Annotated in this window: 22 protein-coding genes; 16 read left to right on the forward strand and 6 right to left on the reverse strand. The window is 72.2% G+C overall.

Annotated features, from left to right (window positions below; genetic code table 11):
- Positions 1 to 21 precede the first annotated feature (21 nt).
- The 7 genes from hpnE to AB0M29_RS07150 all read left to right on the forward strand — a co-directional run bounded on the left by hpnE (position 22) and on the right by AB0M29_RS07150 (position 9,715).
- Entirely contained in the window at positions 22 to 1,440 is a 1,419-nt protein-coding gene (hpnE, locus tag AB0M29_RS07120) for a hydroxysqualene dehydroxylase HpnE (RefSeq protein ID WP_365380078.1), read from the forward strand.
- On the forward strand, positions 1,437 to 2,507 hold the full coding sequence (locus AB0M29_RS07125; protein ID WP_365380081.1) for a polyprenyl synthetase family protein: 1,071 nt from the start codon (positions 1,437 to 1,439) through the stop codon (positions 2,505 to 2,507). The genes hpnE and AB0M29_RS07125 overlap by 4 nt, the downstream gene beginning before the upstream one ends.
- A gap of 97 nt (positions 2,508 to 2,604) precedes the next feature.
- A complete protein-coding gene (shc, locus tag AB0M29_RS07130) occupies positions 2,605 to 4,620 on the forward strand; it encodes a squalene--hopene cyclase (protein ID WP_365380084.1) in 2,016 nt (671 codons plus the stop codon).
- Between the two features lie 3 nt (positions 4,621 to 4,623).
- Positions 4,624 to 5,226 carry a 1-hydroxy-2-methyl-2-butenyl 4-diphosphate reductase gene (locus tag AB0M29_RS07135; protein WP_365380086.1) on the forward strand — a complete coding sequence of 201 codons (603 nt, stop codon included), beginning with the start codon at positions 4,624 to 4,626 and terminating at the stop codon, positions 5,224 to 5,226.
- Between the two features lie 5 nt (positions 5,227 to 5,231).
- The gene (hpnH, locus tag AB0M29_RS07140; protein ID WP_365380089.1) at positions 5,232 to 6,260 is read left to right on the forward strand and encodes an adenosyl-hopene transferase HpnH; all 1,029 of its coding nucleotides are present in this window, start codon (positions 5,232 to 5,234) and stop codon (positions 6,258 to 6,260) included.
- 124 nt (positions 6,261 to 6,384) lie between these two features.
- Positions 6,385 to 8,298, forward strand: coding sequence for a 1-deoxy-D-xylulose-5-phosphate synthase (gene dxs / locus AB0M29_RS07145; RefSeq protein WP_365380092.1), 1,914 nt, complete (start codon positions 6,385 to 6,387; stop codon positions 8,296 to 8,298).
- Positions 8,285 to 9,715 (forward strand): aspartate aminotransferase family protein, encoded by a 1,431-nt coding sequence (locus tag AB0M29_RS07150; protein WP_365380095.1) that lies wholly within the window; start codon positions 8,285 to 8,287, stop codon positions 9,713 to 9,715. Before dxs ends, AB0M29_RS07150 begins: the two co-directional genes overlap by 14 nt.
- Positions 9,716 to 9,766: 51 nt before the next feature.
- Here AB0M29_RS07150 and AB0M29_RS07155 read toward each other — a convergent pair whose 3' ends face one another.
- Entirely contained in the window at positions 9,767 to 10,606 is an 840-nt protein-coding gene (locus AB0M29_RS07155) for a tyrosine-protein phosphatase (RefSeq protein WP_365380098.1), read from the reverse strand.
- Between the two features lie 161 nt (positions 10,607 to 10,767).
- Between AB0M29_RS07155 and AB0M29_RS07160 the strand changes: the two genes are divergently transcribed.
- A complete protein-coding gene (locus tag AB0M29_RS07160; RefSeq protein ID WP_365380101.1) occupies positions 10,768 to 12,873 on the forward strand; it encodes an alpha-galactosidase in 2,106 nt (701 codons plus the stop codon).
- Between the two features lie 79 nt (positions 12,874 to 12,952).
- Positions 12,953 to 13,744 carry an SGNH/GDSL hydrolase family protein gene (locus AB0M29_RS07165; protein ID WP_365380104.1) on the forward strand — a complete coding sequence of 264 codons (792 nt, stop codon included), beginning with the start codon at positions 12,953 to 12,955 and terminating at the stop codon, positions 13,742 to 13,744.
- A 42-nt stretch (positions 13,745 to 13,786) separates the two neighbouring features.
- Here AB0M29_RS07165 and AB0M29_RS07170 read toward each other — a convergent pair whose 3' ends face one another.
- Positions 13,787 to 14,281 carry an ATP-binding protein gene (locus AB0M29_RS07170; protein WP_365380107.1) on the reverse strand — a complete coding sequence of 165 codons (495 nt, stop codon included), beginning with the start codon at positions 14,279 to 14,281 and terminating at the stop codon, positions 13,787 to 13,789.
- A gap of 178 nt (positions 14,282 to 14,459) precedes the next feature.
- Between AB0M29_RS07170 and AB0M29_RS07175 the strand changes: the two genes are divergently transcribed.
- The 5 genes from AB0M29_RS07175 to AB0M29_RS07195 all read left to right on the forward strand — a co-directional run bounded on the left by AB0M29_RS07175 (position 14,460) and on the right by AB0M29_RS07195 (position 17,339).
- On the forward strand, positions 14,460 to 15,284 hold the full coding sequence (locus AB0M29_RS07175; RefSeq protein ID WP_365380266.1) for a helix-turn-helix transcriptional regulator: 825 nt from the start codon (positions 14,460 to 14,462) through the stop codon (positions 15,282 to 15,284).
- An 81-nt stretch (positions 15,285 to 15,365) separates the two neighbouring features.
- Positions 15,366 to 15,581 (forward strand): DUF397 domain-containing protein, encoded by a 216-nt coding sequence (locus AB0M29_RS07180; RefSeq protein ID WP_365380268.1) that lies wholly within the window; start codon positions 15,366 to 15,368, stop codon positions 15,579 to 15,581.
- A gap of 34 nt (positions 15,582 to 15,615) precedes the next feature.
- Positions 15,616 to 16,422 carry an SAM-dependent methyltransferase gene (locus AB0M29_RS07185; protein WP_365380110.1) on the forward strand — a complete coding sequence of 269 codons (807 nt, stop codon included), beginning with the start codon at positions 15,616 to 15,618 and terminating at the stop codon, positions 16,420 to 16,422.
- Positions 16,423 to 16,494: 72 nt separating this feature from the next.
- The gene (locus AB0M29_RS07190) at positions 16,495 to 17,142 is read left to right on the forward strand and encodes an XRE family transcriptional regulator (RefSeq protein WP_365380112.1); all 648 of its coding nucleotides are present in this window, start codon (positions 16,495 to 16,497) and stop codon (positions 17,140 to 17,142) included.
- Positions 17,139 to 17,339: a DUF6126 family protein gene (locus AB0M29_RS07195; protein ID WP_365380115.1), complete on the forward strand. Its 201-nt coding sequence runs from the start codon at positions 17,139 to 17,141 to the stop codon at positions 17,337 to 17,339. The genes AB0M29_RS07190 and AB0M29_RS07195 overlap by 4 nt, the downstream gene beginning before the upstream one ends.
- A gap of 46 nt (positions 17,340 to 17,385) precedes the next feature.
- Here AB0M29_RS07195 and AB0M29_RS07200 read toward each other — a convergent pair whose 3' ends face one another.
- Both AB0M29_RS07200 and AB0M29_RS07205 read right to left on the reverse strand, forming a co-directional pair.
- A complete protein-coding gene (locus tag AB0M29_RS07200) occupies positions 17,386 to 18,243 on the reverse strand; it encodes an alpha/beta hydrolase (protein WP_365380117.1) in 858 nt (285 codons plus the stop codon).
- Between the two features lie 188 nt (positions 18,244 to 18,431).
- The gene (locus AB0M29_RS07205) at positions 18,432 to 19,466 is read right to left on the reverse strand and encodes a saccharopine dehydrogenase NADP-binding domain-containing protein (RefSeq protein WP_365380120.1); all 1,035 of its coding nucleotides are present in this window, start codon (positions 19,464 to 19,466) and stop codon (positions 18,432 to 18,434) included.
- Between the two features lie 131 nt (positions 19,467 to 19,597).
- Here AB0M29_RS07205 and AB0M29_RS07210 point away from each other — a divergent pair, with 131 nt between their 5' ends.
- Together AB0M29_RS07210 and AB0M29_RS07215 are read left to right on the forward strand one after the other, a co-directional pair.
- Positions 19,598 to 19,831, forward strand: a complete 234-nt coding sequence (locus AB0M29_RS07210) for a DUF5302 domain-containing protein (RefSeq protein ID WP_365380123.1) — start codon at positions 19,598 to 19,600, stop codon at positions 19,829 to 19,831.
- A 127-nt stretch (positions 19,832 to 19,958) separates the two neighbouring features.
- Positions 19,959 to 21,977, forward strand: a complete 2,019-nt coding sequence (locus AB0M29_RS07215; RefSeq protein WP_365380126.1) for a M3 family metallopeptidase — start codon at positions 19,959 to 19,961, stop codon at positions 21,975 to 21,977.
- A 41-nt stretch (positions 21,978 to 22,018) separates the two neighbouring features.
- Here the strand turns inward: AB0M29_RS07215 and AB0M29_RS07220 are convergent, their stop codons facing one another.
- Both AB0M29_RS07220 and AB0M29_RS07225 read right to left on the reverse strand, forming a co-directional pair.
- Positions 22,019 to 24,727, reverse strand: coding sequence for a fumarate reductase/succinate dehydrogenase flavoprotein subunit (locus tag AB0M29_RS07220; protein WP_365380129.1), 2,709 nt, complete (start codon positions 24,725 to 24,727; stop codon positions 22,019 to 22,021).
- A gap of 45 nt (positions 24,728 to 24,772) precedes the next feature.
- Positions 24,773 to 25,573, reverse strand: a complete 801-nt coding sequence (locus tag AB0M29_RS07225) for an ABC transporter ATP-binding protein (protein ID WP_365380132.1) — start codon at positions 25,571 to 25,573, stop codon at positions 24,773 to 24,775.
- Position 25,574: the final 1 nt, after the last annotated feature.

Consider the following 25,574-nt stretch of genomic DNA (forward strand, 5'->3'; position numbering starts at 1 on the left):
CACCGTGGGAGGGGAGGGCGGATGAGCGCACAGCGGGACACGGCGACCGGCCGTCCCGAAGGGCGTACGGCGGTGGTCGTCGGCGGCGGACTCGCCGGTACGACGGCCGCGCTGGTGCTGGCCGACGCCGGTCTGCGGGTCACCCTCGTCGAGGCCAGGCCGCGGCTGGGCGGGCTCGCCTTCTCCTTCCGCCGCGGCGAGTTGACCGTCGACAACGGGCAGCATGTCTTCCTGCGCTGCTGCACCGCCTACCAGTGGTTCCTCGACCGGATCGCCGCACGCGACCTGGTCACCCTGCAGAGCAGGCTCGACGTGCCGGTGCTCGACGTGGCCACGGGCAGGCTCGGGCGGCTCAGCCGGGCCGGGCTGCCGGTGCCGCTGCACCTGGCGTCGAGCCTCGCCCGCTACCCGCATCTGGGCCTGCGCGAGCGCGCCTCCGTCGGGCGCGCCGCACTGGCGCTGCGCGGCCTGGACCTGGACGACCCGGCGCTGGACACCACCGACTTCGCCAGCTGGCTCGCCGCGCGCGGCCAGTCGCCGCGCACCATCGAGGCGCTGTGGGACCTGGTGGGGGTGGCCACCCTCAACGCCACCGCGGCGGACGCCTCGCTGGGGCTGGCGGCGAAGGTCTTCAAGACCGGGCTGCTGTCCGACCCGGGCGCGGCCGACATCGGCTGGGCCGCGGCCCCGCTCGGCGACCTGCACGACGGCCGGGCCCGTACCGCGCTCGACACCGCGGGCGTCCGCACCCTGCTGCGCGCCCGCACCACCGGCATCAAGGCGGCGGCCGACGGAGGTTGGCAGGTCGACGTGGAGACCGGACCGGGCCGCGGGCAGCAACTGGACGCGGACACCGTGGTGCTGGCGGTTCCTCAGCGCGAGACGCACGGCCTGCTGCCCGAGGGCGCTGTCCATGATCCGGAAAAGCTGTTGCGCATCGGCACGGCGCCGATCCTCAATGTCCATGTGATCTACGACAGACAGGTGCTCGGGCAGCCGTTCCTCGCGGCGCTCGGCACCCCTGTGCAGTGGGTCTTCGACCGGACCGTGAGCTCCGGCCTCACCGGCGGCGGCCAGTACCTGGCCGTGTCCCAGTCGGCGGTCCAGGACGAGATCGACCTTCCGGTCGCCGAACTGCGCGCCCGCTACCTGCCGGAGCTGGAGCGGCTGCTGCCCGCCGCCCGCGGCGCCGGGATCCGCGACTTCTTCGTCACCCGCGAGCGCACCGCGACCTTCGCGCCCACCCCGGGCGTCGGCGCGCTGCGCCCCGGGCCGGTCACCCGCGCCCCCGGCCTCTTTCTGGCCGGAGGATGGACCGCCACCGGCTGGCCCGCGACCATGGAGAGTGCGGTGCGCAGCGGTCTGCACGCCTCCCGAGAAGCTTTGTCCGCCCTCGGCATCGGGATGCCCTTCGACAACGGCGCCCTGGAGGCGGCATGAGTGCTATTGGTGCAACAAGAGGAGAGAACGTGACCGCTGCCGGCGTCATCGAGCTGCTGGAAAACGGCCGCATCCTGACCACCCCGGTACTCCGCGCGGCCGTGGCACGCCTCGCACCCCCGATGGACACCGTCGCGGCCTACCACTTCGGCTGGATCGACGAGACCGGCCGGCCCGCGGACGGCGACGGCGGCAAGGCCGTACGCCCCGCGCTGGCGCTGCTGTCGGCGGAAGCCGCCGGCGCCTCGGCCGAGACCGGCATCCCCGGCGCGGTCGCCGTGGAGCTGGTGCACAACTTCTCCCTGCTGCACGACGACCTGATGGACGGCGACGAGCAGCGGCGGCACCGCGACACCGTGTGGAAGGTGCACGGGCCCGCCCAGGCGATCCTGGTCGGCGACGCGCTCTTCGCGCTGGCCAACGAGATCCTGCTGGAGCAGCGCACCGCCGACGCGGGCCGCGCCACCCGGCGGCTGACCGTGGCCACCCGCAAGCTGATCGACGGTCAGGCCCAGGACATCTCCTTCGAGCACCGCGAGCGGGTCACCGTCGAGGAGTGCCTGGAGATGGAGGGCAACAAGACCGGCGCGCTGCTGGCCTGCGCCTCGTCCATCGGCGCGGTGCTCGGCGGGGCCTCCGAGGCCGACGCCGACGCGCTGGAGGAGTACGGCTACCACCTGGGTCTGGCGTTCCAGGCGATCGACGACCTGCTCGGCATCTGGGGTGACCCGGCGACGACGGGCAAGCAGACCTGGAGTGATCTACGGCAGCGCAAGAAGTCCCTCCCGGTGGTCGCCGCGCTGGCCGCGGGGGGCTCCGCTTCGGAGCGCTTGGGTGAACTGCTGGCGGCGGACGCGAAGAATCCGGAAACCGGTGCCTTCAGCGAGGAAGAGTTCGCCATGCGTGCGGCGTTGATCGAAGAAGCCGGTGGGCGCGAATGGACCTCTCAGGAGGCCAGAAGGCAGTACGCGACCGCGATCGCCGCGCTGGACAAAATGGACATGCCGGAAGATATTCAACGTAAGCTCGTAGGTCTGGCGGATTTTGTGGTGGTTCGCGAGAAGTAAAGAACTAACGTGGAGCGCATAACGTCGCCGGTCCCTCGTATGTGACGGCCGACGGCCGCCCCAACACCGCAGAAGTCTCAACTGCAAAGGGGAAGCCATGACAGCGACGACCGATGGCAGTCCAGGGTCGCCAACCCACCGGACACCCTCGGCCAGCAGCACCTCGGAACCGGACCCTGTTCCATCCGGAGGAACCGAGGCGGCGGCGCAGCGTGCCGTGCAGCGCGCCGCAGACCACCTCCTGGCACGGCAGCACCCCGATGGATGGTGGAAGGGCGACCTCGAAACCAATGTGACGATGGACGCCGAGGATCTGATGCTCCGCCAGTTCCTCGGTATCCAGGACGGACCCACCACGGCCGCGTCGGCCCGCTGGATCCGCTCCCAGCAGCGGGAGGACGGCGCCTGGCCGACCTTCCACGGCGGACCCGGCGACCTGTCCGCCACCATCGAGGCGTACGTGGCGCTGCGGCTGGCGGGGGACGCGCCCGAGGAAGCGCACATGGCGCTGGCCGCGAAGTGGTCGCGCACCGAGGGGGGCGTCGCGCGCGCCCGGGTCTTCACCCGGATCTGGCTCGCGCTGTTCGGCTGGTGGAGCTGGGAGGACCTCCCCGAACTGCCGCCCGAGGTCATCTACTTGCCCAAGTGGATGCCGCTGAACATCTACTCCTTCGGCTGCTGGGCACGGCAGACCATCGTGCCGCTCACCGTCGTCGGCGCCCACCGGCCGGTCCGCCCGGCGCCCTTCGGCATCGACGAACTGCACGTCGACCCCGCCACGCCCAACCCCAAGCGCCGCAAGGCCCCGCTCACCAGCTGGGACGGCGTCTTCGAACGGCTCGACCAGGTACTGCACGTCTACCGCCGCTTCAGCCCGCGCCTGGTACGCCGTACCGCGATGAACGCCTGCGCCCGCTGGATCATCGAACGCCAGGAGGCCGACGGCTGCTGGGGCGGCATCCAGCCCCCGGCGGTCTACTCGGTGATCGCCCTGCACCTGCTGGGGTATGAACTCGACCATCCCGTGGTGAAGGCCGGGCTGGATTCGCTGGATCGTTTCGCCGTATGGCCCGAGGAGGGCGTGCGGATGATCGAGGCCTGCCAGTCGCCGGTCTGGGACACCTGCCTCGCCACCATCGCACTGGCCGACGCCGGCGTTCCCGCAAACGATCCCGCCCTGGTCAAAGCGGCCGACTGGATGCTCGGCGAGCAGATCACCAGACCCGGCGACTGGTCCGTCCAACGACCCCAGCTCGCCCCGGGCGGCTGGGCGTTCGAATTTCACAACGACATCTACCCCGACATCGACGACACCGCCGAGGTGGTCCTCGCGCTGCGCAGGATCGACCACCCCGACCAGGCGCGCGTCGACTCCGCCGTGGAGAAGGCCGTCCGGTGGAACGTCGGCATGCAGTCGAGGAACGGCGCCTGGGGCGCCTTCGACGCCGACAACACCAGCCCCTTCCCCAACCGGCTGCCGTTCTGCGACTTCGGCGAGGTCATCGACCCGCCGTCCGCCGACGTCACCGCGCATGTCGTCGAGATGCTCGCCGCCCTCGGCCTGGAACACGACCAGCACGCCCGGCGCGGCATCGAATGGCTGCTCGCCGAGCAGGAGGAGAACGGCGCCTGGTTCGGCCGCTGGGGGGTCAACTACGTCTACGGCACCGGCTCCGCCGTCCCGGCGCTCACCGCCGCGGGCATCCCCGCCGACCATCCGGCCGTCCGGCGCGCGGTGACCTGGCTGCGGTCGGTGCAGAACCCCGACGGCGGCTGGGGCGAGGACCTGCGCTCCTACTCCGACCGGGAGTGGATCGGGCGGGGCGTCTCCACCGCCTCGCAGACCGCCTGGGCGCTGCTGGCCCTGCTCGCGGCGGACGAACGCGACACCGAGGCGGTCGAGCGCGGGGTGCGCTGGCTGACCGACACACAGCTCGCCGACGGCTCCTGGGACGAGCCGTACTTCACGGGGACCGGCTTCCCCCGTGACTTCTCCATCAACTACCACCTCTACCGGATGGTCTTCCCGCTGACCGCGCTCGGCCGCTACGTCCGCAGGGAACCCTTCGGTACCGCGGGTCCCGCGGTCACCGCCGTAGGAAAGGGGGCCTAGTTCGTGGGCCATACAGGACCACCGCTGCTGGTGGTGTGCGCCCTGCGCATCGAGCGTGTCGCGCTGCGCAGGGGGACGGCCAGGGCCGCCGCGGGGCACGTCAGCGTGCTCCGTACCGGCATGGGGCCGAAGGCAGCGGACCGGGCCGTCAGGGAGGCCCTGCACGCCCCGGCGCTGCACGACGCGGCCGTCCTCACCACCGGCTTCTGCGCGGGCCTCGCCCCGGGCATGCGGCCGGGCGATGTCGTCGTGTCCGACGACGGACACGAGAGCGAGGCGCTCGCCGCCGCGCTCAAGGCCGCGGGCCACACCGTGCACACCGGAACGCTCGCTGAATCCGACCATGTCGTGCGGGGCGCCGAGCGCGCCGCACTGGCGGCGACGGGTGCCATCGCCGTGGACATGGAATCGGCCGCCATGCGGCGCGCCGCGCTCGCCGAAGGAGCGCGCCACGTCGCCGCGGCCCGAGTCGTCGTCGACACGCCCGAGTACGAACTCGTACGCGTCGGAACGCTTCGCACCGGGATCATCGCTTTCCGGGTGCTCAGAGATCTTGTTCCCGCCTTTCTTGATTGGCACCGCACTACCGCGCTCCCGTGGAGGTGAGCTAGATGGCTATGCCGCTCCGTCAGTCCATCCGTGTCGCGTCGTACCTCTTTGAACAGAAAATGGTCCGGCGCCGCGAAAAGTTCCCACTCATCGTCGAACTCGAACCGCTCTTCGCGTGCAACCTCAAATGCGAGGGCTGCGGCAAGATCCAGCACCCGGCCGGGGTGCTGAAGCAGCGTATGCCCGTGGCACAGGCGGTCGGTGCGGTGCTGGAGTCGGGGGCCCCGATGGTCTCGATCGCAGGTGGCGAGCCGCTCATGCACCCGCAGATCGACGAGATCGTCCGCCAGCTGGTGGCGCGCAAGAAGTTCGTGTTCCTCTGCACGAACGCTCTTCTGCTGCGCAAGAAGATCGATAAATTCACGCCTTCGCCGTACTTCGCGTTCACCGTGCATATCGACGGTATGCGCGAGCGGCACGACGAGTCGGTGGCCAAGGAAGGCACCTTCGACGAGGCGGTCGAGGCGATCAAGGAAGCGCAGCGCCGCGGATTCCGGGTGACCACCAACTCGACCTTCTTCAACACCGACACGCCGCAGACGATCATCGAGGTGCTGAACTACCTCAATGACGATCTCCAGGTCGACGAGATGATGCTGTCGCCCGCGTACGCCTACGAGAAGGCGCCGGACCAGGACCACTTCCTGGGTGTCGAGCAGACCCGCGAGCTGTTCAAGAAGGCGTTCGGCGACGGCAACCGGAAGAAGTGGCGGCTCAACCACACCCCGCTCTTCCTGGACTTCCTGGAGGGCAAGGCCGACTTCCCCTGCACCGCGTGGGCGATCCCGAACTACTCGCTCTTCGGCTGGCAGCGCCCCTGCTACCTGATGGCGGACGGCTATGTGCCCACGTACCAGAAGCTCCTCGACGAGACGGACTGGAGCAAGTACGGCCGCGGCAAGGACGAGCGCTGCGACAACTGCATGGCGCACTGCGGCTACGAGCCCACGGCCGTCCTGGCGACCATGGGCTCCCTGAAGGAGTCGATCCGCGCGGCCCGCGAGACGGTCGCGTCGAACCGGGTGAAGTGAACGGGCGATGACAGCAGTCGAGCCCGCGGTCGCCGGCGGCTCCCCGCCGCCGGTGCCCGCGGGCGGCGCCACCGCGGGAACGGTCGGCTGAACGTAGCAACCCGGCAGGGAACGAGGTCTGTACATGTCGATGCTGGAGAACATCAGGAGCCCGCGCGACCTGAAGGCACTGCCCGAGGGCCGGCTCGACGAACTCGCCGCTGACATCCGCCACTTCCTGGTCCAGGCGGTGGCGAGGACCGGCGGCCACCTGGGGCCGAATCTCGGGGTGGTGGAGCTGACCATCGCGCTCCACCGCGTCTTCGACTCGCCCGCCGACCGGATCCTGTGGGACACCGGCCACCAGAGCTACGTCCACAAACTCCTCACCGGCCGCCAGGACTTCTCCAAGCTGCGCAGCAAGGGCGGGCTGTCCGGCTACCCGTCGCGGGCCGAGTCCGAGCACGACGTGATCGAGAACAGCCACGCCTCGACCGTGCTGGGCTGGGCCGACGGCCTGGCCAAGGCCAACCAGGTGCGCGGCCGCGCCGACCACGTGGTGGCGGTCATCGGCGACGGCGCGCTGACCGGCGGCATGGCCTGGGAGGCGCTGAACAACATCGCCGCCGCCCGCGACCGCCCGCTGATCATCGTGGTCAACGACAACGAGCGCTCGTACGCCCCGACCATCGGCGGCCTGGCCAACCACCTGGCGACCCTGCGCACCACCGACGGCTACGAGCGCTTCCTGTCCTGGGGCAAGCACGTCCTCCAGCACACCCCCGTCATCGGCCAGCCGCTCTACGAGTCCCTGCACGGCGCGAAGAAGGGCTTCAAGGACGCCTTCGCCCCGCAGGGCATGTTCGAGGACCTTGGCCTGAAGTACGTCGGCCCGATCGACGGCCACGACATCGCCGCGGTGGAGTCGGCGCTGCGCCGCGCCAAGCGGTTCCACGGCCCGGTCCTGGTGCACTGCCTGACCGAGAAGGGCCGCGGCTACCCGGCGGCGGAGCAGGACGAGGCGGACCGCTTCCACACCGTGGGCGCGATGAACCCGCTCACCTGCGAGCCGCTCACCCCGGCCGGCGGCCCCTCCTGGACCTCCGTCTTCGGCACCGAGATGGTACGGATCGGCGCCGAGCGGCCCGATGTCGTCGCCATCACCGCCGCGATGCTCCAGCCGGTCGGCCTGGCCGGATTCGCCCGCGCCTACCCGCACCGGGTCTTCGACGTCGGCATCGCCGAGCAGCACGCCGCCACCTCGGCGGCCGGGCTGGCCACCGGCGGCCTGCACCCCGTGGTCGCGGTCTACGCCACCTTCCTCAACCGCGCCTTCGACCAGGTGCTGATGGATGTCGCGCTGCACAAGTGCGGTGTCACCTTCGTCCTGGACCGGGCGGGCGTGACGGGTGTCGACGGCGCCTCGCACAACGGCATGTGGGACATGTCGATCCTCCAGGTCGTCCCCGGCCTGCGGATCGCCGCGCCCCGCGACGCCGACCAGCTGCGCGCCCAGCTGCGCGAGGCGATCGAGGTGGACGACGCGCCCACCGTCATCCGCTTCCCCAAGGAGACCGCGGGGGAGCCGCTGCCCGCCGTCGGCCGGATCGGCCGTATGGACGTGCTGGCCCGCCCGGCCGAAGGACTGCGGGAGGACGTGCTGCTGGTCGCGGTCGGCGCGCTCGGCGCCACCTGCCTGTCGGCGGCCGAACTGCTCGCCGGACGCGACCTCGGCGTGACCGTGGTCGACCCGCGCTGGGTCAAGCCGGTCGACGAGGCGCTGCCCGAACTGGCCGCGCGCCACCGGCTGGTGGCGGTCGTCGAGGACAACGGCCGCGCGGGCGGCGTCGGTTCTGCCGTCGCGCAGGCGCTGCGCGACGCCGGGGTGGACGTGCCGCTGCGCGACTTCGGCATCCCGCAGCAGTTCCTGGCCCACGCCAAGCGCGGCGAGCTGCTCGCCGACATCGGACTGACCCCGGCCGAGATCGCCGGACGTATCGGTGCCACCCTGGCCCGTACCGACGCACGCAAGGAGCAGGTGAGCGATGACATCGTCTGAGCCGCGGGGGCCCGAGGCGGCCGACGGGTCCGCACCGAAGGGCTTCGACCTGGCGACGCTGCTCGCCGAGCGCGGCGGTGAGCGCTACGACCTGCACAGCCGGTACCTCAACCACCAACTGCCGCGCATGCTGCACACCATCGGCTTCGACAAGGTCTACGAGCGGGCCGAGGGCGCCCACTTCTGGGACGCCGACGGCGCCGACTACCTCGACATGCTCGCCGGGTTCGGGGTGATGGGCCTGGGCCGGCACCACCCCGTGGTGCGCAAGGCGCTGCACGACGTGCTGGACGCGGGGCTGGCCGACCTCACCCGCTTCGACTGCCAGCCGCTGCCCGGACTGCTCGCGGAGAAACTGCTCGGCTACTCGCCGCACCTGGAGCGGGTGTTCTTCGGCAACAGCGGCACCGAGGCCGTGGAGACCGCGCTGAAGTTCGCCCGCTACGCCACCGGCAAGCCGCGCGTGCTGTACTGCACCCACGCCTTCCACGGCCTCACCACCGGCTCCCTGTCGGTCAACGGCGAGGGCGGCTTCCGTGACGGCTTCGCGCCGCTGCTGCCGGACACCGCGGTCGAGATGGGCGATCTCGACGCGCTGCAAAGGGAGTTGAAGCGCGGCGACGTGGCCGCGCTGATCGTGGAGCCGATCCAGGGCAAGGGCGTGTACGCCACCCCGCCCGGCTATCTGCGGGCCGCCCAGGACCTGTTGCACCGGCACAAGGCGCTGCTCATCGCCGACGAGGTGCAGACCGGTATCGGCCGCACCGGCGACTTCTACGCCTACCAGCACGAGGAGGGCGTCGAGCCCGACCTGGTCTGCGTGGCCAAGGCGCTGTCCGGCGGCTATGTGCCGGTCGGCGCGACCCTGGGCAAGGACTGGATCTTCAAGAAGGTCTACTCCTCGATGGACCGCGTCCTCGTGCACTCCGCGAGCTTCGGCTCCAACGCGCAGGCCATGGCCGCGGGACTGGCCACGCTGTCGGTGATGGACGACGAGAAGGTGGTGGAGAACGCCCGCCGCACCGGCGACCTGCTGCGCACCCGGCTCGCGGCCCTCACCGACCGCTACGAGCTCCTCAAGGAGGTGCGCGGCCGGGGCCTGATGATCGGCATCGAGTTCGGCCGCCCCAAGTCCCTCGGCTTGCGCAGCCGTTGGACGATGCTGCAGGCCGCCCGCAAGGGGCTGTTCGCGCAGATGGTGGTGGTGCCGCTGCTGCAGCGGCACCGCATCCTCACCCAGGTCTCCGGGGACCATCTGGAGGTCATCAAGCTGATCCCGCCGCTGGTCGTCGACGAGGCGGACGTCGACCGGTTCGTGACGGCGTTCACCGAGGTGATGGACGACGCGCACGGCGGGGGCGGCCTGATGTGGGACTTCGGGCGGACCCTGGTGAAGCAGGCGGTCGCCCACCGCTGAGCCGCGAGGGCGGGTGGGCGGCGCGGACCGCGCCGCCCACCCGCCCTCGGGTCAGTCGGTGAGCAGCAGCTCCCGCAGCCGGTCGCGGCGCTCCTTGGTGAGGCCGAGGCCGTCCTCCAGATAGCGGTCGACCGAGCCCCACTCCTCCTCGATGGTGTCGAAGGCCGCGCGCAGGTACTCCACGCGGGCCTCGAAGAGCGGGTTGAGCAGCTCCATGATGGCGGGGTCGATGGCCGAGCCGGTGCTGCCGTCGCCGCGGCGGACCCGGTAGCGGCGGTGGCGGGCGTTGCTCTCCAGGTAGTCGGCCTCGATGGCGGAGCGCTCCACGCCCAGCGCGAGCAGGATGACGGCGATCGAGGTGCCCGCCCGGTCCTTGCCCGCGGCGCAGTGCAGCAGTGCGGGGACGGCGGCGTCGACGGGCTCGCTGAGCAGCGCCAGCATGCGGCCGTGCTCGGCGGTGCGCTCCCTGATCAGCTTGCGGTAGGAGTTCGCCATCCGCTCCGCCGCCCGGCCCTCGCCGAGCACCTCCCGCAGCGCGGCCAGGTCGCCGTCGCGCACGGTGTGCCAGAAGTCGGCGCCCTGGGCCGGGTCGCTCAGCGGCATGTTGACGTTGAGGGTGCCGGGGAGGGGGGTGTCCTGGCCCTCGATCCGGATGTCGTCGGCGTTGCGGAAGTCGAAGACCGTGTGCAGCCCGAGGCCGGTGAGGAAGGCCGTGTCGCCCGCGTCGGCGTGGGCCAGATGACCACTGCGGAACAGCACACCGTGCCTGACCCGGCGGCCGTCGACCGTCGGCAGTCCTCCGACATCACGGAAGTTACGCACACCTGTCAGTTCGGGCTCGGGCGTGGGCTCGGATCCGGTCGGGGCGGTCTTCGGCAGTTCCTGGGTCACCGGCACTCCTCCTACCTCTCATACGTGGCGAGCGGGGGCACGTCCGACGATACGGCAGCGGGGGGAGGCCACGTACCGAACGGTATGTGTCCGTTGGACCATTGCTCTGCGCCGACCCCGGGCCGATGATGTCCGGATCTGATCGGAACGGGGGAAACCGGATGATCGAAACGGGGCGGTCCGGGCGGTTGTGGCTGCTGTCGGGCCCGGGGAGCAGTTACGCGCTCCAGCTCACCGAACGGGACGAGCTGCTGCACCTGCACTGGGGGGCCAGGATCACCCTCCTCGACGCGGAAGCGCTGGCCATGGACCCGCTGCCCGCCCCCCGGCCGTTCGAGTCGGAGCTGGACGGCCACGAGGAGTACCCGGTCGAGGGCGGCCCGCGCTTCGTCCGGCCCGCGCTGTCGGTGCGCTCCCCGGCCGTCCGCGGCACCGAGTGGTGCTTCGAGGAGCACGAGGTGGAGGAGGGCGCCGCGGGCGAGGAGCTGCGGCTGCACTTCCACGACTCGGCGCACCACCTCGACCTCACCCTGCACTACCGGACGCACCCCGGCTGTGACGTCGTCGAGCGCTGGACCACCGCCACCCATGTCGCCAACGGCCACCTCGGCGCGCTGGAGCTGCTTCGGGCCGACGCCGCCACCTGGACGCCGCCGCCGCGCGACACCTGGCGCCTGGCGCAGCTGCACGGCCGCTGGGGCGCGGAGACCCGGCTGGTACGGGCCGGGCTGACCCCGGGCGAGCGCGTGATCGGCAGCCGCCGCGGCCACACCGGCCACGACCACCTGCCGTGGATCGGCCTGGACGCCGGCGACGCGGGCGAGGAGTACGGCGAGGTGTGGACGGCCGCCCTCGCCTGGTCGGGCTCCTGGCGGATCGCGGTGTCCACCCTGCCGGACGGCCGCGTCCAGGCCACCGGCGGCGCCGGCCACGACGACTCCGGCCCGGTCCGGCTGGAGCCGGGCGAGTCGTACACCAGCCCGGTCTTCGCCGGGCTGTACAGCGGCGGCGGCTTCGGCGCGGCCAGCCGCGCCTGGCACACGTACCAGCTCGACCACGTCCTTCCGCGCGCCGAGCAGCCGCGCCCGGTGCTCTACAGCTCCCGGGAGGCCACCGGCTTCGGCACCGGTGAGGAGCGGCAGCGCGAACTGGCCCGGCGGGCCGCCGCGATGGGGGTCGAGCTGTTCGTCGTGGACGACGGCTGGTGCGGCGCCCGGGACCGGGCGGGCCTGGGAGACGGGTTTCCCCACCCGGACCGCTTCCCGCACGGCCTGAAGCCGCTCGCCGACGAGGTGCACGCGCTCGGCATGGACTTCGGCGTCCGGGTCGAACCCGAGACGGTCGGCCCGGACAGCGACCTCTACCGCGCCCACCCCGACTGGGTGCGGCACCACCCCGGCCGCCGCCGTACCGAATTCCGCGACCAGCTCGTGCTCGACCTGGGCCGCGCCGACGTCCGCGACCATCTGTGGCAGCGGCTGGACGCCCTGCTGCACAGCGCCCCCGTCGACTACGTCGCGTGGGACTTCAACCGTTCCTGCACCGACCCCGGCCGACCGGGGGAGCGCTGTCCGCAGCCGCTGGGGACCGCCCATGTGGACGGCCTGTACGCACTGCTCGACCGGCTGCGCGCCGCCCACCCCGGGGTCGCCTTCGAGTCCTGCGCGGGCGGCGGCGGCCGGGTCGACCTCGGCATCCTCGCCCGTACCGACCAGGTGCGGACCTCGGACAACACCGACCCGCTCGACCGGCTGCGCATCCAGCACGGCTTCACCCAGCTCCACCCCGCCCGGGTGATGGCCGCCTGGGTCACCGACAGCCCCAGCCCGCTGCTCAACCACCGCGCCAGCAGCCTGCGTTTCCGCTTCGTCAGCGCCATGGCCGGAGTGCTCGGCATCGGCGGCGACCTGCTGGAGTGGAGCGAGGACGAGCGCGCCGAGGCCGCGAGCTGGGTGAGCCTCTACAAGACGGTGCGCCCCGTGGTGCAGTACGGCGACCTCTACCGGCTGCGCCCGCCCGGCGACGGCGGCCTGAGCGCCGTGCAGTACGTGCGCGGTGCCGACACCGTCGTACTGGCCTGGCTGCACTCGCAGTCCTTCGGCGAACCGGTGCCGCCGCTGCGGCTGCGCGGCCTGGACAGGACCGCCGCCTACCGCGACGTGACCACCGCAGTGGTGCAGCGCGGCGCGGTCCTCGCCGAGCGCGGACTGCGTACCACGCTGGCCGGAGACCTGGACGCCGCCGTATTCCATCTGCGCAGGCTTTGACCTGGTGGGATGAATCACGTCGCGTCAACCCCTCCTTACGGTCGCGTAGGTCACAGGGCGAGGGGAAAGATAGGTTGACGTGGCTGACGATTCGCAAACACTGAACAATCGCGTGATCGGGTCGTACACCGCGGTGGGGGACAGCTTCACCGAAGGCGTCGGCGATCCCGGTCCTGACGGTGCGTATGTCGGATGGGCCGACCGCCTCGCGGTGCTGCTGGCCGACCAGCGCGACGAACACACCTTCCGCTACGCCAACCTGGCGGTGCGCGGCCGGCTGCTCGACCAGATCGTGGCCGAGCAGGTGCCGCGGGCCAAGGAACTCGCCCCCGACCTGGTGACCTTCTGCGCCGGAGGCAACGACATCCTGCGGCCCGGGGGAGACCCCGACGCCATCGCCGAGCGCTTCGAGGCCGCGGTCGCGGACCTCACCTCTTGCGTGGGCACCGTGCTGGTCTGCACCGGCTTCGACACCCGCGACGTACCGGTGCTGCGCCATCTGCGCGGCAAGGTCGCCACGTACACCGCCCATGTACGGTCCATCGCCGACCGCTACGACTGCCCGGTGCTCGACCTGTGGTCGCTGCGGTCGGTGCAGGACCGGCGGGCGTGGAGCGTCGACCGGCTGCATCTGTCGCCCGAGGGGCACACCCGGGTCGCGCTGCGCGCCGGGCAGGTGCTCGGCCTGGAGGTGCCCGCCGACCCCGACCAGCCGTGGCCCCCGGTGTCGCAGCGCGCGCCCGCCGATGTGCGCCGCGACAACATCCACTGGGCGCGCGAGTACCTGGTGCCGTGGATCGGGCGGCGGCTGCGCGGGGTGTCGTCGGGCGACGACGTCGAACCCAAGCGTCCCGACCTGCTGCCGCTGTGACGCCGGGGCAACGGGATTCCGCGGCGGCCGTGAGGACAGGCCCTAGCGGCGGCGCTCCAGGCTGATCGGGGCCGTACGCAAAGAGGGCGCGAGGTGTGCGGCCAGTTCGGCCCACACCACGCGCCCCGCGCCGTCCTCCGCCGGGGCGGAACCCCACGCCAGCGAGAGCACGCCCACCAGGAACAAGCCCCGTCCGCCCTCGGCGTCGGCGCCGACGGAACACGGCACGGGTACCCCCGATCCCCTGCCCTGGTCGGTCACTTCGAGCCGTACCACCGAGCCCGAGTCCTGCAGCACACAGGTGATCTTCTCGCTGTCCGTGTGCCGTACCGCGTTGGTGAACAGCTCCGTCACCACCAGACTCGCGTCCTCACGCAGCTCCGCGTCGGCGCCCCACTCGCCGAGCCGGGTGCGTATCCGCCCGCGGGCGTCGGCCACCGACGCACTCTGGGCGGGCAGCCGGAAGACATCGCGGCGGAAGGGCCCGCCCACGACCTCGCGGCGCTCGCGTCGTAGCGCGTCGGATGAAGGAACCACTCCGTAACTATGAGGCCGGTGACAGACACATGGCAAGGTCCGTTCTGTAAATTACAGAATCGTCAAGGACAGGCTGTTCCTCCCGCTGACGCCATGACACACTGCTTGCACATCAAGGAAGTTGGAGGAGAGCCACGTGATGGACCCCCGGCCGGGTGGCGCCCCGACCGTCCTGCGCATGGTCCTCGGAAAGCGCCTGCAGGATCTGCGGGAGAAGGCCGGACTCAGTTACGAGCAGGCCGGACGGGCGCTCGACGTCACGCACGCCACCATACGGCGGATGGAAAAGGCCGAAGTCGGCCTGAAGCTCCCGTATGTCGAGAAACTCCTCACCACGTACGGAATCACCGCACCCGAGGAGATCGGCGGCTTCCTCGCCCTCGCCCGTGAGGCCAACCGCCCCGGCTGGTGGCACAACTTCCGCGATGTGCTGCCCGACTGGTTCAGTGCCTTCGTCAGCCTCGAAGGCGAAGCCTCGATCATCCGCGCCTACGAGCCGCACTACGTCCCCGGGCTGCTGCAGACCGGGCCGTACGCGCGGGCCGTGCTGCGCGCCGGACTGCCGCACGCCGCGGCCGGCGAGATCGACCGGCTCGTCGACGTGCGGATCGAGCGCCAGGGCCTGCTCGACCGCGACTCCGCGCCGCTGCTGTGGGTCGTGATGGACGAGACCGTGCTGCGCCGCCCGATCGGCGGCCGCAAGGTGATGCGCGACCAGATCACCGCCCTCATCGAGGCGACCGAGCGCACCAACGTCCGGCTCCAGGTCATCCCGTTCTCGGCCGGGCCGCACCCGGCGATGTACGGGCCGTTCCACATCTTCCGGTTCCAGCTCCAGGAAATCCCGGACATCGCCTACTCCGAAAGCCTCGTGGGCGGCGTCTACTTCGACGAACGGGACGACGTGTCCACGTTCCTGGAAGCGCTCGACCGGATGTGCGCGCAGGCTGCGCCAGCACAGAGCACCAAGGCCATCCTCGATGGCATGCGCAAGGAGATCTGAACGATGGATCGCGTCAGCAATGACGACATATACGGGTACGAGGACAGATACGACGGCGTTTACGACGGAATCTACAACGGAATGCCCGCCACCGAACTCGGTCATGACGGCTGGCGGAAACCCTGGAGCGGCGGGAACGGCGGCTCCTGCGTCGAGGCGAAAAGACTCAACGACGGCCGGGTGGCGCTCCGGCAGTCGACCGACCCCGACGGACCGGCGCTGATATACACCAACCACGAGATCACCACGTTCATCCAGGGCGCCAAGGCGGGCGAGGCGGACTTCCTCCTCGGATGAACAGGCACTGTGCACAGAAGAAGCGGAGGACGGCGTGACCGACCAGGGATTCCCCGTCGACGAGATAGACACCAGCAGACCGCACCCGGCCAGGATGTACGACTACTACCTCGGCGGCTGGGACAACTACGAGGTCGACCGCGAGGCGGCCCAGCGGGTGATCGACGTCCTCCCCGACATCATTCCGGCGGCCCGCGCCAACCGTGACTTCCTGCACCGGTCCGTGCGCTTCCTGGTGGAGAGCGGCATCCGGCAGATCATCGACATCGGGACCGGCATCCCCACCTCGCCGAACACCCATGAGATGGCCCAGGCGCTGGCACCCGAGGTGCGCGTGGCGTACATCGACAACGATCCGATCGTGGCCACCCACGCCGGGGCCCGGCTCACCGGCGCGGGCAACACCGGCTTCTTCCTCGGTGACGTCCGGCAGCCGCGGACGATCCTGGACCACCCCACCATCGGCAAGCTGATCGACTTCGACGAGCCGGTCGCGGTGCTCCTGGTCGCCGTGCTGCACTTCATCAAGGACGAGGAGGACCCGGCGGGCATCGTGGCGACACTGCGCGACGCCCTCCCGGCGGGCAGCTTCCTGGTGCTCTCGCACGCCACCGCCGACTTCCACGCCAGCAGCCTGCCCGAGGTCTTCAAGATCTACGACAAGGCGACCGCGACCCTCAACACCCGCCCGTACGCGGAGGTCGCCGCCCTCTTCGAGGGCTTCGACGTGGTCGAGCCCGGTGTGGTCCAGGTCCCGATGTGGCGCCCCGACGGCCCCGACCCCGAGCCCGCCGAGGTGCGGCGGATCGGCTTCTACGGAGGGGTCGGCCGCAAGAGCTGAGGTCACTCGCCGGTTTTTGCCTCTGAGGCAAACTTTTTGCCCTTTGGGTAAGCGGTGCTGTTCCATGGAGCCATGGACAGCACCGACACGGCCGACACCGCCGCCGAGCTCGCGCTGGCCCCGCGTCTGCGGGACCGGCGGCGCGGCAGCGGCCTGACCCTGGAGCACGCCGCCCGGCGCCTGGAGCTGTCGGCCGCGCATCTGTCCCGGCTGGAGTCCGGGCTGCGCCAGCCCTCGCTGCCGGTCCTGCTCGGCCTGGCCCGGTTGTACGGGACCACGGTCTCCGACCTGCTCGGTGAGACCTCCGCCGAGCCGGATCCCATCGTACGCGGCGACCGGATGACACCGGTGCCCGCGGGCGGCTGGACCTACCGCCGCGCGGGCGGCACCGGCCGCGCCATGCAGGCGCTGCGGCTGCACGTACCGGCCGGGTCGCAGCGCGCCCTGGTCCGGGTGCACCCCGGCGAGGAGTGGCTGCACGTGACCGGCGGCACCCTGCGGCTCACCCTCGGCGACCGCACGCACAGCCTCGGCCCCGGGGACTCGGCCCACTTCGACTCGCTGGTGCCGCACCAGCTCGCGGCGGCCGACGCCGGGGGAGTGGACCTGCTGTTCGTCCACACGCTCATGCAGAGCGAGACCTCGGCGCTCTGCGTCGGACCACCGGACGGCCGCGCCGGAACGGGCGCGCACCACCACACACCAGGAGACCCGCGATGACCGGTCAGACCCCTGTCCAGACGCCTGTCCCGGCTGCCCAGACCCCCGTCCCGACCCCGCTGTTCGTCGGCACCACCAACGGCTCGGAGCGCCGCAAGGAACGCGGTGTGACCCTGCGTGTGCTGGTCTACGTGGTGGTCGCGCACCTGCTCGCGTTCTTCATCTGGCTGCTGTTCATGGTCGGCCAGCGCGGCTGAGCCGCGGCGGCTGAACCCCGCGGCCGAGCCGCCGCCGACCCCGTACTCAGCGCGCGAACGCCGCGGCCGTCAGGAAGTCCGTCATCGTGTCGACGAACCACCGCGGGTCGTCCAGCCACGGGTAGTGCGCGCCGCCCGGCTGCACGGCCGTCCGGCCGCCGGGGAAGAAGGCGGCGGCCGCGGCGGCCACCTGGGGCCGCGGACCGCCGTCACGCTCGCCCGCGATCAACAGGACCGGCGCGTCCAGCGACCGCAGCGCGGCCTTGGCGGCCACCGGGTCGAACGCACGGGGGTCGTAGTAGACCTCGCCCGCCTCGTCGTTGCGCCACCGCTCGCCCGACGCGGCGTGCGCCTGCGCGGCGTCGTCCCAGCGGCCGTAGACGAAGGGCTCCAGGGCGTCCCAGTCCTCGCGGGTCGCGGTGCCCGCGAAGGCCGACTCCAGGGCGGCCGCCGCCTCCGGGTACCAGGGCTCGTCCGCCCGCAGCGCCGAGGCCTCCCTGCGGTGCTCCTCGGTGAAGTGCACGCCCAGCGCGCGCAGGCTCGGCGCGGCCAGGGTCAGGGTGCGTATCCGCCCGGGATGGGCGGCGGCGTACAGGATCGCCAGGTTGGCGCCGGCCGAGTGCGCGAGTACATCGACCCGCTCCAGGCCGAGATGTTCCCGCAGGGCCTCCACGTCCGGCACCTGCCGGTCGCAGCGGTACGACGACGGGTCCGCGGGCGCCTCGGAGCCGCCGGTGCCGCGCAGGTCGAGCAGGACCAGCTGACGGTGCGCGGCGAGACCGCCCAGATCCCCCAGGTACTCCGACGCGCTCATCGGCCCGCCGGGGACGACCAGCAGCGGGTCGCCGGTACCGAGGACGTGGAAGCGGAGCCGGGTGCCGTCGGGGGCCTGGAAGGTCGACATGAAGCGATCCTCACAGACCCCCCGGGACGCAGGCAAGTACCAGGTCAGACGGCGGAACCCCGCCTTTCGGCCGGTATGCGGAGCGGAGTGCGCCGGTCCGTAAAACCGGAGGCACGGCGTCCGTCGGACGCCGTGCCCGCGACCTCGCAAGGTGTCACGCAAGCCCGCGGCGGCTGCGTCACCACCGCTCAGTGCAGCGCGTCGACCGTGACTGTCACACCGTCCAGGCTCTCCGCGAAATCCGCTCCCAGCGCACGCGACGGGGTCTGGTAGCCCGTCGGCAGCCCCGGCAGCCGCGCCATGACCCGCAGCACCGCGTCGACGGTCAGGCTGTACGGGTTCGGCCCGGTGAGGGTCGCGGTCACCGTGTTGCCCGCGGCGTCGCGGGCGCGGCCCCACACCTCGCAGCGGGTGCCGTTCAGCGCGCGCTCGCCGGGGCCGCGCACCAGCTTCGACACCGCGCTGGACAGCGCCCCCCGCAGCGGGCCCACCTTCAGCACCCTGCTCATCGCCAGCGCGGGCGCCGGCAGCGGCACCCAGGTGTACGTGGTGATGTCGGGGATGCCGGTCGAGTGGTAGGCGGTGCTGACGTCGCCCCACGGGATCGACACCACCTTGCGCGTGCCGGACGGGAAGGCCGCCTGCACCTGGCGGGAGCCGATCGGCACGTTGCGGATCTCCCCGCCCACCCGGATCCTGCCGCCCGCGCCCGACCCCTCCAGCAGGGTCTTCGCGGTACCGGGGCTGGCCCCGCCGCCCATCAGGAAGGCCAGGTCGAGCTGGGTGGCGTCGGGCAGCTTGGCGACCAGCAGCGCGGCGACGCAGTCGGTGGGGACCACGTCGAAGCCCGCGCCGGGCAGCACGGTGATCCCGGCCTTCTCGGCCCGGGCGTCCAGCGCGTGCAGCGCCTCGAAGACCTCGATCTCGCCGGTGATGTCCACGTAGTGCGTACCGGTGTCCAGGCATGCCGTCACCATCTGCTCCGCGGTGCGCGCGAAGGGCCCCGCGCAGTGCGCGACCGCGTCCACGTCCTTCAGGCCGCGGCGCACGGCGGCGGCGTCACCGAGGTCGAACACCCGGTGCTCCAGGCCCAGTTCGGCGGCCAGCGGTACCAGTTTCGCGGCGTTGCGCCCGGCGAGGACAGGTCGCTGTCCCAGCGCCGTGGCGCGGCGGGCGATCAGGCGTCCGGTGTAGCCGGTCGCGCCGTACAACAGCCAAGTCATGGGTCTGAATCCTCCCCGGAGGTGGTGACCGGAACCGTACACGCGCCGTCCGCTCGGGCGATATCGGGTGGGCCACCCGACGTGAGACATGCGACTCTGGTGGCATGACCGACCAAGAGCAGGAGGCTACCGTGGCCGCTGACGCAACACCACAGGACGCCGCGGCGGACCCCGGCCCCGAGACGCCGGCCGACGCGCAGGTGCCGGACGAGGACGAGGTGAAGCGGAAGTTCCGCGAAGCCCTGGAGCGCAAGCAGGGCGCCCGCAAGGGCGCAGCCGGAACCGGCACCGGCCAGTCGAAGATCCACGGCGCCCATGGCAGGGCCGGCGGCCAGCGGGAGTTCCGCCGCAAGAGCGGCGGCTGACACCCACTCCGCTCCCCGTACCGTCCCCCCACCCATCCCGGACACATCCGGCGCCCGCGCAGGTCAGCGATCTGCGCGGGCGCTTTTTCGGCGCGCGTCGCCGACCTGGCGGCGTAGGGTCGGCCGGGTGACGACGAATCCGTTCCTCAGCCCCAGCACGCTCCCGTACGAACTGCCGCCGTTCGCCGAGATCCGGGACGAGCACTACCTTCCGGCCTTCGAACGGGGCCTCGCCGACCATCTGACCGAGGTCGAGGCGATCGCGACCGCGGACGATCCCGCGACCTTCGACAACACCGTGGTGGCCCTCGAACGCTCCGGCGCGCTGCTCAGCCGCGTCCGGGCCGTCTTCTTCAACAAGGCGTCCGCCGACATCACCCCCGCCGTGCAGGACATCGAGTCGCGGGTCAGCACCCTGCTGGCCGCGCACAGCGACGCCGTCCACCTCAACCCCGCGCTCTACGCGCGGATCACCGCACTGTACGAGGCCAGGGACACCCTCGGCCTCGACGCCGAGTCCCTGCGGCTGCTGGAGCGCTACCACACCGACTTCCGCCGGGCGGGCGCCGAACTCTCCGCGGAGGGCCAGACGCGGCTGCGCGAGCTGAACGCCGAGATCGCCGCAGCCTCCACCGCCTTCGGGCAGAACGTACTGACCGCGAGCAAGGCATCCGCCCTCGTCCTCGACGACGCCGCGCAGCTCGCCGGGCTGTCCGCCGACGCCGTCGCGGCCGCCGCGCAGAACGCCCGCGACCTCGGCCACGACGGCCGCTACGTCCTCAGCCTGAAACTCTTCTCCAACCAGTTCGAACTCGCCTCGCTCGACGACCGCGAGGTACGCCGCCGCCTGCTCACCGCGTCCCTGGACCGCGCCCAGGACACCAACGGCCCGCTGGCCGTCACCCTCGCCACCCTACGCGCCGAACGCGCCGCGCTGCTCGGCTACCCCAGCCACGCCGCGTACGTGGTCGCCGACCGCACCGCGGGCAGCACCGAGGCCGTCAGCGAGCTGCTGGCCCGCCTGGTGCCGCCCGCGGTCGCCAACGCCGAACGCGAGGCCCAGGCGCTCGCCGAGGTGGCGGGCGGCCCCGTCGAGGCATGGGACTGGTCGTACTACTCGGAGAAGGTCCGCAAGGAGCGCTACGACATCGACGAGGCCGCGCTGCGCCCGTACTTCGAGCTGGAGAAGGTGCTCCGCGACGGGGTGTTCCACGCCGCGCACGAGATCTACGGCCTGACCTTCACCGAGCGCCCCGACCTGCCCGGCTACCACCCCGACGTACGGGTCTACGAGGTCATCGACGCCGACGGCAGCGGCCTCGGGCTCTTCCTCGCCGACTTCTACGCCCGCGAGTCCAAGCGCGGCGGGGCGTGGATGAACGAACTCGTCCTGCAGTCGGGGCTGGAGGACAGGAAGGCGGTGGTGGTCAACAACCACAACATCGCCAAGCCCGCGCCCGGCGAGCCCGCGCTGCTCACCTTCACCCAGGTGGACACGCTCTTCCACGAGTTCGGGCACGCGCTGCACGGGCTGTTCTCCGCGGTGCGCTACCCGTACTTCTCGGGCACCGCCGTGCCGAGCGACTTCGTCGAGTACCCCTCGCAGGTCAACGAGATGTGGTCGCTGTGGCCCGCGGTCCTGGAGCGCTACGCCACCCACCACGAGACCGGCGAGCCGATGCCCGCCGACGCGGTGGCGCGGATGAAGGACGCCGCGAAGTTCGGCCAGGGCTTCGCGACCGTGGAGTACCTGGCGGCGACCCTGCTCGACTGGGCCTGGCACACCCTGCCCGCCGGCAGCGACCCCGGCGACGCGCTCGCCTTCGAGGCGGCCGTGCTCAAGGAAGCGGGCCTGGCGCTGCCCGCCATCCCGCCGCGCTACCGGACCACCTACTTCCACCACATCTTCTCCAGCCAGTACAGCGCCGGTTACTACTCCTACATCTGGAGCGAGGTGCTCGACGCCGACACCGTGACCTGGTTCGAGGAGCACGGTGGCATGCGCCGGGAGAACGGCGACACCTTCCGCCGTGAACTCCTGTCCAAGGGCGGCAGCGTCGACCCGATGGCCGCTTTCGCCGCCTTCCGCGGCCGCGCGCCGCGCACCGAACCGCTGCTGGAGCGGCGCGGGTTGACGACGGCCTGACGGCCGCGGAGGGGGCGGCGGATGCCTGCCGCCCCCCTCGGTCAGTGCGCCAGCGCCCGCCTGGCGTAGGCGCGGACATCGGCGTCCGGGTCGCTGCTCGCACCCTCCAGGACGGTACGGACGTCGGCGTCGGCGGTGTGCCGGGCGAGGGACTGGACGGCGGCCCGGCGCACGTCCGGGTGCGGGTCACGGGCCGCCGGGAGCAGCGCGGGCACCGCCGCGGCGGGTTCGGCCGCGCCGAGCGCCGTCGCCGCGCCGCGCCTGACCTGCCAGGCGGGATCGGCGAGCGCCGCCGCCGCCGCGCGCGCCAGCGGCGGCGGGCAGCCCGCCTCGGCCAGCGACTCCAGGGCGGCGCCGCGCACCAGCGGATCCGGGTCCGCCGTCAGCCGGGTCAGCAGCGGCAGCGCGCCGGGTGTCGCGGCCAGCCCCTTCGCCAGCGCCACCCGCACCTCGCGGGAGCCGTCACCGGCCGCCGCCTCCAGGGCTCGCACGGCGCCGAGGGGGACCAGGGCGCGTACCGCCTCGATCCGCACCCGCGGGTCGGCGTCCGCCAGCGCGGCGGTGAACAACTCCCCGCCGCCCAGCCGCAGTACCCGCAGCACCCCGGCAGCGTCCGCCCGCGCCCCCGGATTGGCCAGCTCCAGCGCCGCCACCAGAGGCGCCGCCAACTCCGCGTCCGGTGGCAGCACTTCGACCAGCTCGCGCAGCCCCGCCCCGGCCGCCTCCCGTACCGCCCCGTCCTCGTCCGCCAGCGCGGCGGCGAGCGCGGGCCCCGTCCCCGGGGGCACGGTCTCGGTCAGGACGTCCACGGCCGCGCGCCGCACCGCCGGGTCGGCGTCCACGAGATAGGGCGCCAGATCGGCCAACCCCGGCTCCCGCTCGGCCAGTTCGAGCAGCTCCAAGATGCGCGGCGAACCCGGGCCCGCCGCGGCGGGCCGTACCGCGGCCACCCGCGCGGCGCCCGGGTCCACCGGCGGCACCTCGCGCCGCCCGGCCGTCGCCACCTGCTCGGGCAGCACCTCACCGATCAGCCGCACCTCGCCACCGCCCGGCGTGAAGCCCTCCACCGGCACCACGTACGGCGCCACCGGACGGGTCAGGAACTCCATCGAACCCCCCGCGCCCTTACGGAGGTTGAGGTGGTGCAGCCAGCCGTCGTCGTCGCGCGCCGGATGGTCGGTGCGCTCGTGGTAGAGCCCCCAGCGGCTCTCGGTCCTGGCCAGCGACGAGCGCGCCGCCATCTCGGCGCAGTCCCGGATGAACGACACCTCGGCGCAGCGCATCAACTCGTGCGGGGTGCGCGCCCCGAGCCCGTCGATCTCACTGCGCATCCGCTCGAACGCCTCCACCGCCAGCGACAGCCGCGCCCCGCTCTTCGGCGGCGCCACGTAGTCGTTGACGAACCGCCGCAGCTTGTACTCGACCTGCGGCTGCGGCGGCCCCTGCGGACTGCGCAGCGGCCGGTAGACCAGCTCGTGCGCCTCGCGGAGCTGCTCGGGCGGCAACGGGCCCTCGTACACCGCCGGTCGCGCCGCCGCGTCCGCGCCCGCCAGCTCGCCGTACACGAACGCGCCGATCATGTAGTTGTGCGGCACACACGCCAGATCACCGGCCGCGTACAACCCGGGCACCGTCGTGCGGGCGTGCTCGTCGACCCACACCCCGGACGCGGAGTGGCCGCCGCACAGGCCGATCTCGGAGATGTGCATCTCCACGTCGTGGGTGCGGTAGTCATGGCCGCGCCCGGCGTGGAAGGTGCCGCGGGTGGGCCGCTCGGTGGTGTGCAGGATCGTCTCCAGCGCGGAGACCGACTCCTCCGGCAGATGGCTGAGCTTGAGGTACACCGGGCCGCGCTCGGAGGCGAGCTCGCGGGCGAACTCCGTCATCATCGCGCCCGACCAGTAGTCGGAGTCGACGAACCGCTCGCCGTGCCGGTTGACCTGGTAGCCGCCGAACGGATTGGCCACATACGCGCAGGCCGGGCCGTTGTAGTCCTTGATCAGCGGGTTGACCTGGAAGCACTCGATACCGCTCAGCTCGGCGCCCGCGTGGTACGCCATCGCGTGCCCGTCGCCCGCGTTCGTCGGGTTCTCGTAGGTGCCGTAGAGGTACCCGCTGGCGGGCAGCCCGAGGCGGCCCGCGGCGCCCGTGGCCAGGATCACCGCGCCCGCCCGTACGGTGACGAACCGCCCGGTGCGGGTGTGGAACCCGGCGGCGCCGACCGTGCGGCCGCCCGCGGTGAGCACCCGTACCGGCATCACCCGGTTCTCGATCCGGATCCGCTCGCGCATCTCCCGCCGCCGCAGCACCCGGTAGAGCACCTTCTTGACGTCCTTGCCCTCCGGCATCGGCAGCACGTACTTGCCCGACCTGTGCACCTGCCGGACCGCGTACTCGCCGTGCTCGTCCTTCTCGAACTTCACCCCGTAGCCCTCGAGGCGCTTGACCATCGCGAAGCCGCGGGTCGCCGTCTGCCGGACCGTCGCCTGGTTGACGACACCGTCGTTGGCGCGGGTGATCTCGGCGACGTAGTCCTCGGGGGTGGCGGCGCCCGGCACGACGGCGTTGTTGACGCCGTCCATGCCCATCGCGAGCGCGCCCGAGTGGCGGACGTGCGCCTTCTCCAGCAGCAGTACGGACGCGCCGCGCTCTGCGGCGGTCAGCGCGGCCATCGTCCCGGCCGTGCCGCCGCCGATCACCAGCACGTCGCAGCGGAACTCCTCGGCGTCGGCGAGGTCGGGGATGGCCATGGGGCTGTCCATGAGGGCCTCTCACATCGGTCGGTACGGGGTGGGTCAGGACGAGGTGAGCGACGCCAGCAGCTCACGGCGGACGGCGGCGGTGCCGGGATCGTCGTGCGCGGCGCGGTCGCGCGGGCGCGGCACCTCCAGGAGCCGGACCGGCGGGCCGTCCTGGGAGGCGCCGAGCAGCGCCACCCGGTCGCCGAGCAAGAGCGCCTCGTCGACGTCGTGCGTCACGAAGACGACGGTGGCCCGGGTGGTGCGCAGCACGTCCACCAGCAACTGCTGCATCCCGGCCCTGGTCTGCGCGTCCAGGGCGCCGAACGGCTCGTCCATCAGCAGCGCCCGGGGCTCACCGGCCAGCGCGCGGGCGAGCTGCACCCGCTGCCGCTGGCCGCCGGACAGCCGGTGCGGCAGCCGGTCCTCGTATCCCGCCAGGCCCACCCTGGCCAGCCACTCCACGGCCGCGGCCCGCCGCCGGGTGCGCCCCACCCGGCCGATGGCCAGCGGCAGTTCGACATTGGCCCGCGCGGTACGCCACGGCAGCAGCCCGTCCTCCTGGAACACCAGCGCCCGGCCGCCGCCGGGCCCGGTCACCGGCGCCCCGTCCTCGCGTACCTCACCGCCGAGCGCCGGCAGCAGCCCGGCCAGCGTCCGCAGCAGCGTGGACTTCCCGCACCCCGACGCGCCGACCACGGCCAGCACTTCGCCGGGCACCACGTCCAGCCCGATCCCGTCGAGCACCGGGGGCGCCCCGCGGCGGCCGATGGCGGCGTCGTGCAGCGTCAGCCGGGCGCCGTCGGGCACCTCGGCCGCCGGGGGCGCGCTGGGCGCGGCCGTGGGGGAGAGCGTCATC

The sequence above is a fragment of the Streptomyces sp. NPDC051976 genome (assembly GCF_040680795.1).
Classification (GTDB): Bacteria; Actinomycetota; Actinomycetes; order Streptomycetales; family Streptomycetaceae; genus Actinacidiphila.

What these genes read in the sequence shown, in the direction of transcription:
- AB0M29_RS07150 (WP_365380095.1), top strand. Translation starts at nt 8,285, where the DNA reads ATGACATCGTCTGAGCCGCGGGGGCCCGAGGCGGCCGACGGGTCCGCA.
- AB0M29_RS07160 (WP_365380101.1), top strand. Translation starts at nt 10,768, where the DNA reads ATGATCGAAACGGGGCGGTCCGGGCGGTTGTGGCTGCTGTCGGGCCCG.
- AB0M29_RS07195 (WP_365380115.1), top strand. Translation starts at nt 17,139, where the DNA reads ATGACCGGTCAGACCCCTGTCCAGACGCCTGTCCCGGCTGCCCAGACC.
- shc (WP_365380084.1), top strand. Translation starts at nt 2,605, where the DNA reads ATGACAGCGACGACCGATGGCAGTCCAGGGTCGCCAACCCACCGGACA.
- AB0M29_RS07205 (WP_365380120.1), bottom strand. Translation starts at nt 19,466, where the DNA reads ATGACTTGGCTGTTGTACGGCGCGACCGGCTACACCGGACGCCTGATC.
- AB0M29_RS07125 (WP_365380081.1), top strand. Translation starts at nt 1,437, where the DNA reads ATGAGTGCTATTGGTGCAACAAGAGGAGAGAACGTGACCGCTGCCGGC.
- hpnH (WP_365380089.1), top strand. Translation starts at nt 5,232, where the DNA reads ATGGCTATGCCGCTCCGTCAGTCCATCCGTGTCGCGTCGTACCTCTTT.
- AB0M29_RS07175 (WP_365380266.1), top strand. Translation starts at nt 14,460, where the DNA reads ATGGTCCTCGGAAAGCGCCTGCAGGATCTGCGGGAGAAGGCCGGACTC.
- AB0M29_RS07225 (WP_365380132.1), bottom strand. Translation starts at nt 25,573, where the DNA reads ATGACGCTCTCCCCCACGGCCGCGCCCAGCGCGCCCCCGGCGGCCGAG.
- hpnE (WP_365380078.1), top strand. Translation starts at nt 22, where the DNA reads ATGAGCGCACAGCGGGACACGGCGACCGGCCGTCCCGAAGGGCGTACG.
- AB0M29_RS07180 (WP_365380268.1), top strand. Translation starts at nt 15,366, where the DNA reads ATGCCCGCCACCGAACTCGGTCATGACGGCTGGCGGAAACCCTGGAGC.
- AB0M29_RS07220 (WP_365380129.1), bottom strand. Translation starts at nt 24,727, where the DNA reads ATGGCCATCCCCGACCTCGCCGACGCCGAGGAGTTCCGCTGCGACGTG.
- dxs (WP_365380092.1), top strand. Translation starts at nt 6,385, where the DNA reads ATGTCGATGCTGGAGAACATCAGGAGCCCGCGCGACCTGAAGGCACTG.
- AB0M29_RS07200 (WP_365380117.1), bottom strand. Translation starts at nt 18,243, where the DNA reads ATGTCGACCTTCCAGGCCCCCGACGGCACCCGGCTCCGCTTCCACGTC.
- AB0M29_RS07190 (WP_365380112.1), top strand. Translation starts at nt 16,495, where the DNA reads ATGGACAGCACCGACACGGCCGACACCGCCGCCGAGCTCGCGCTGGCC.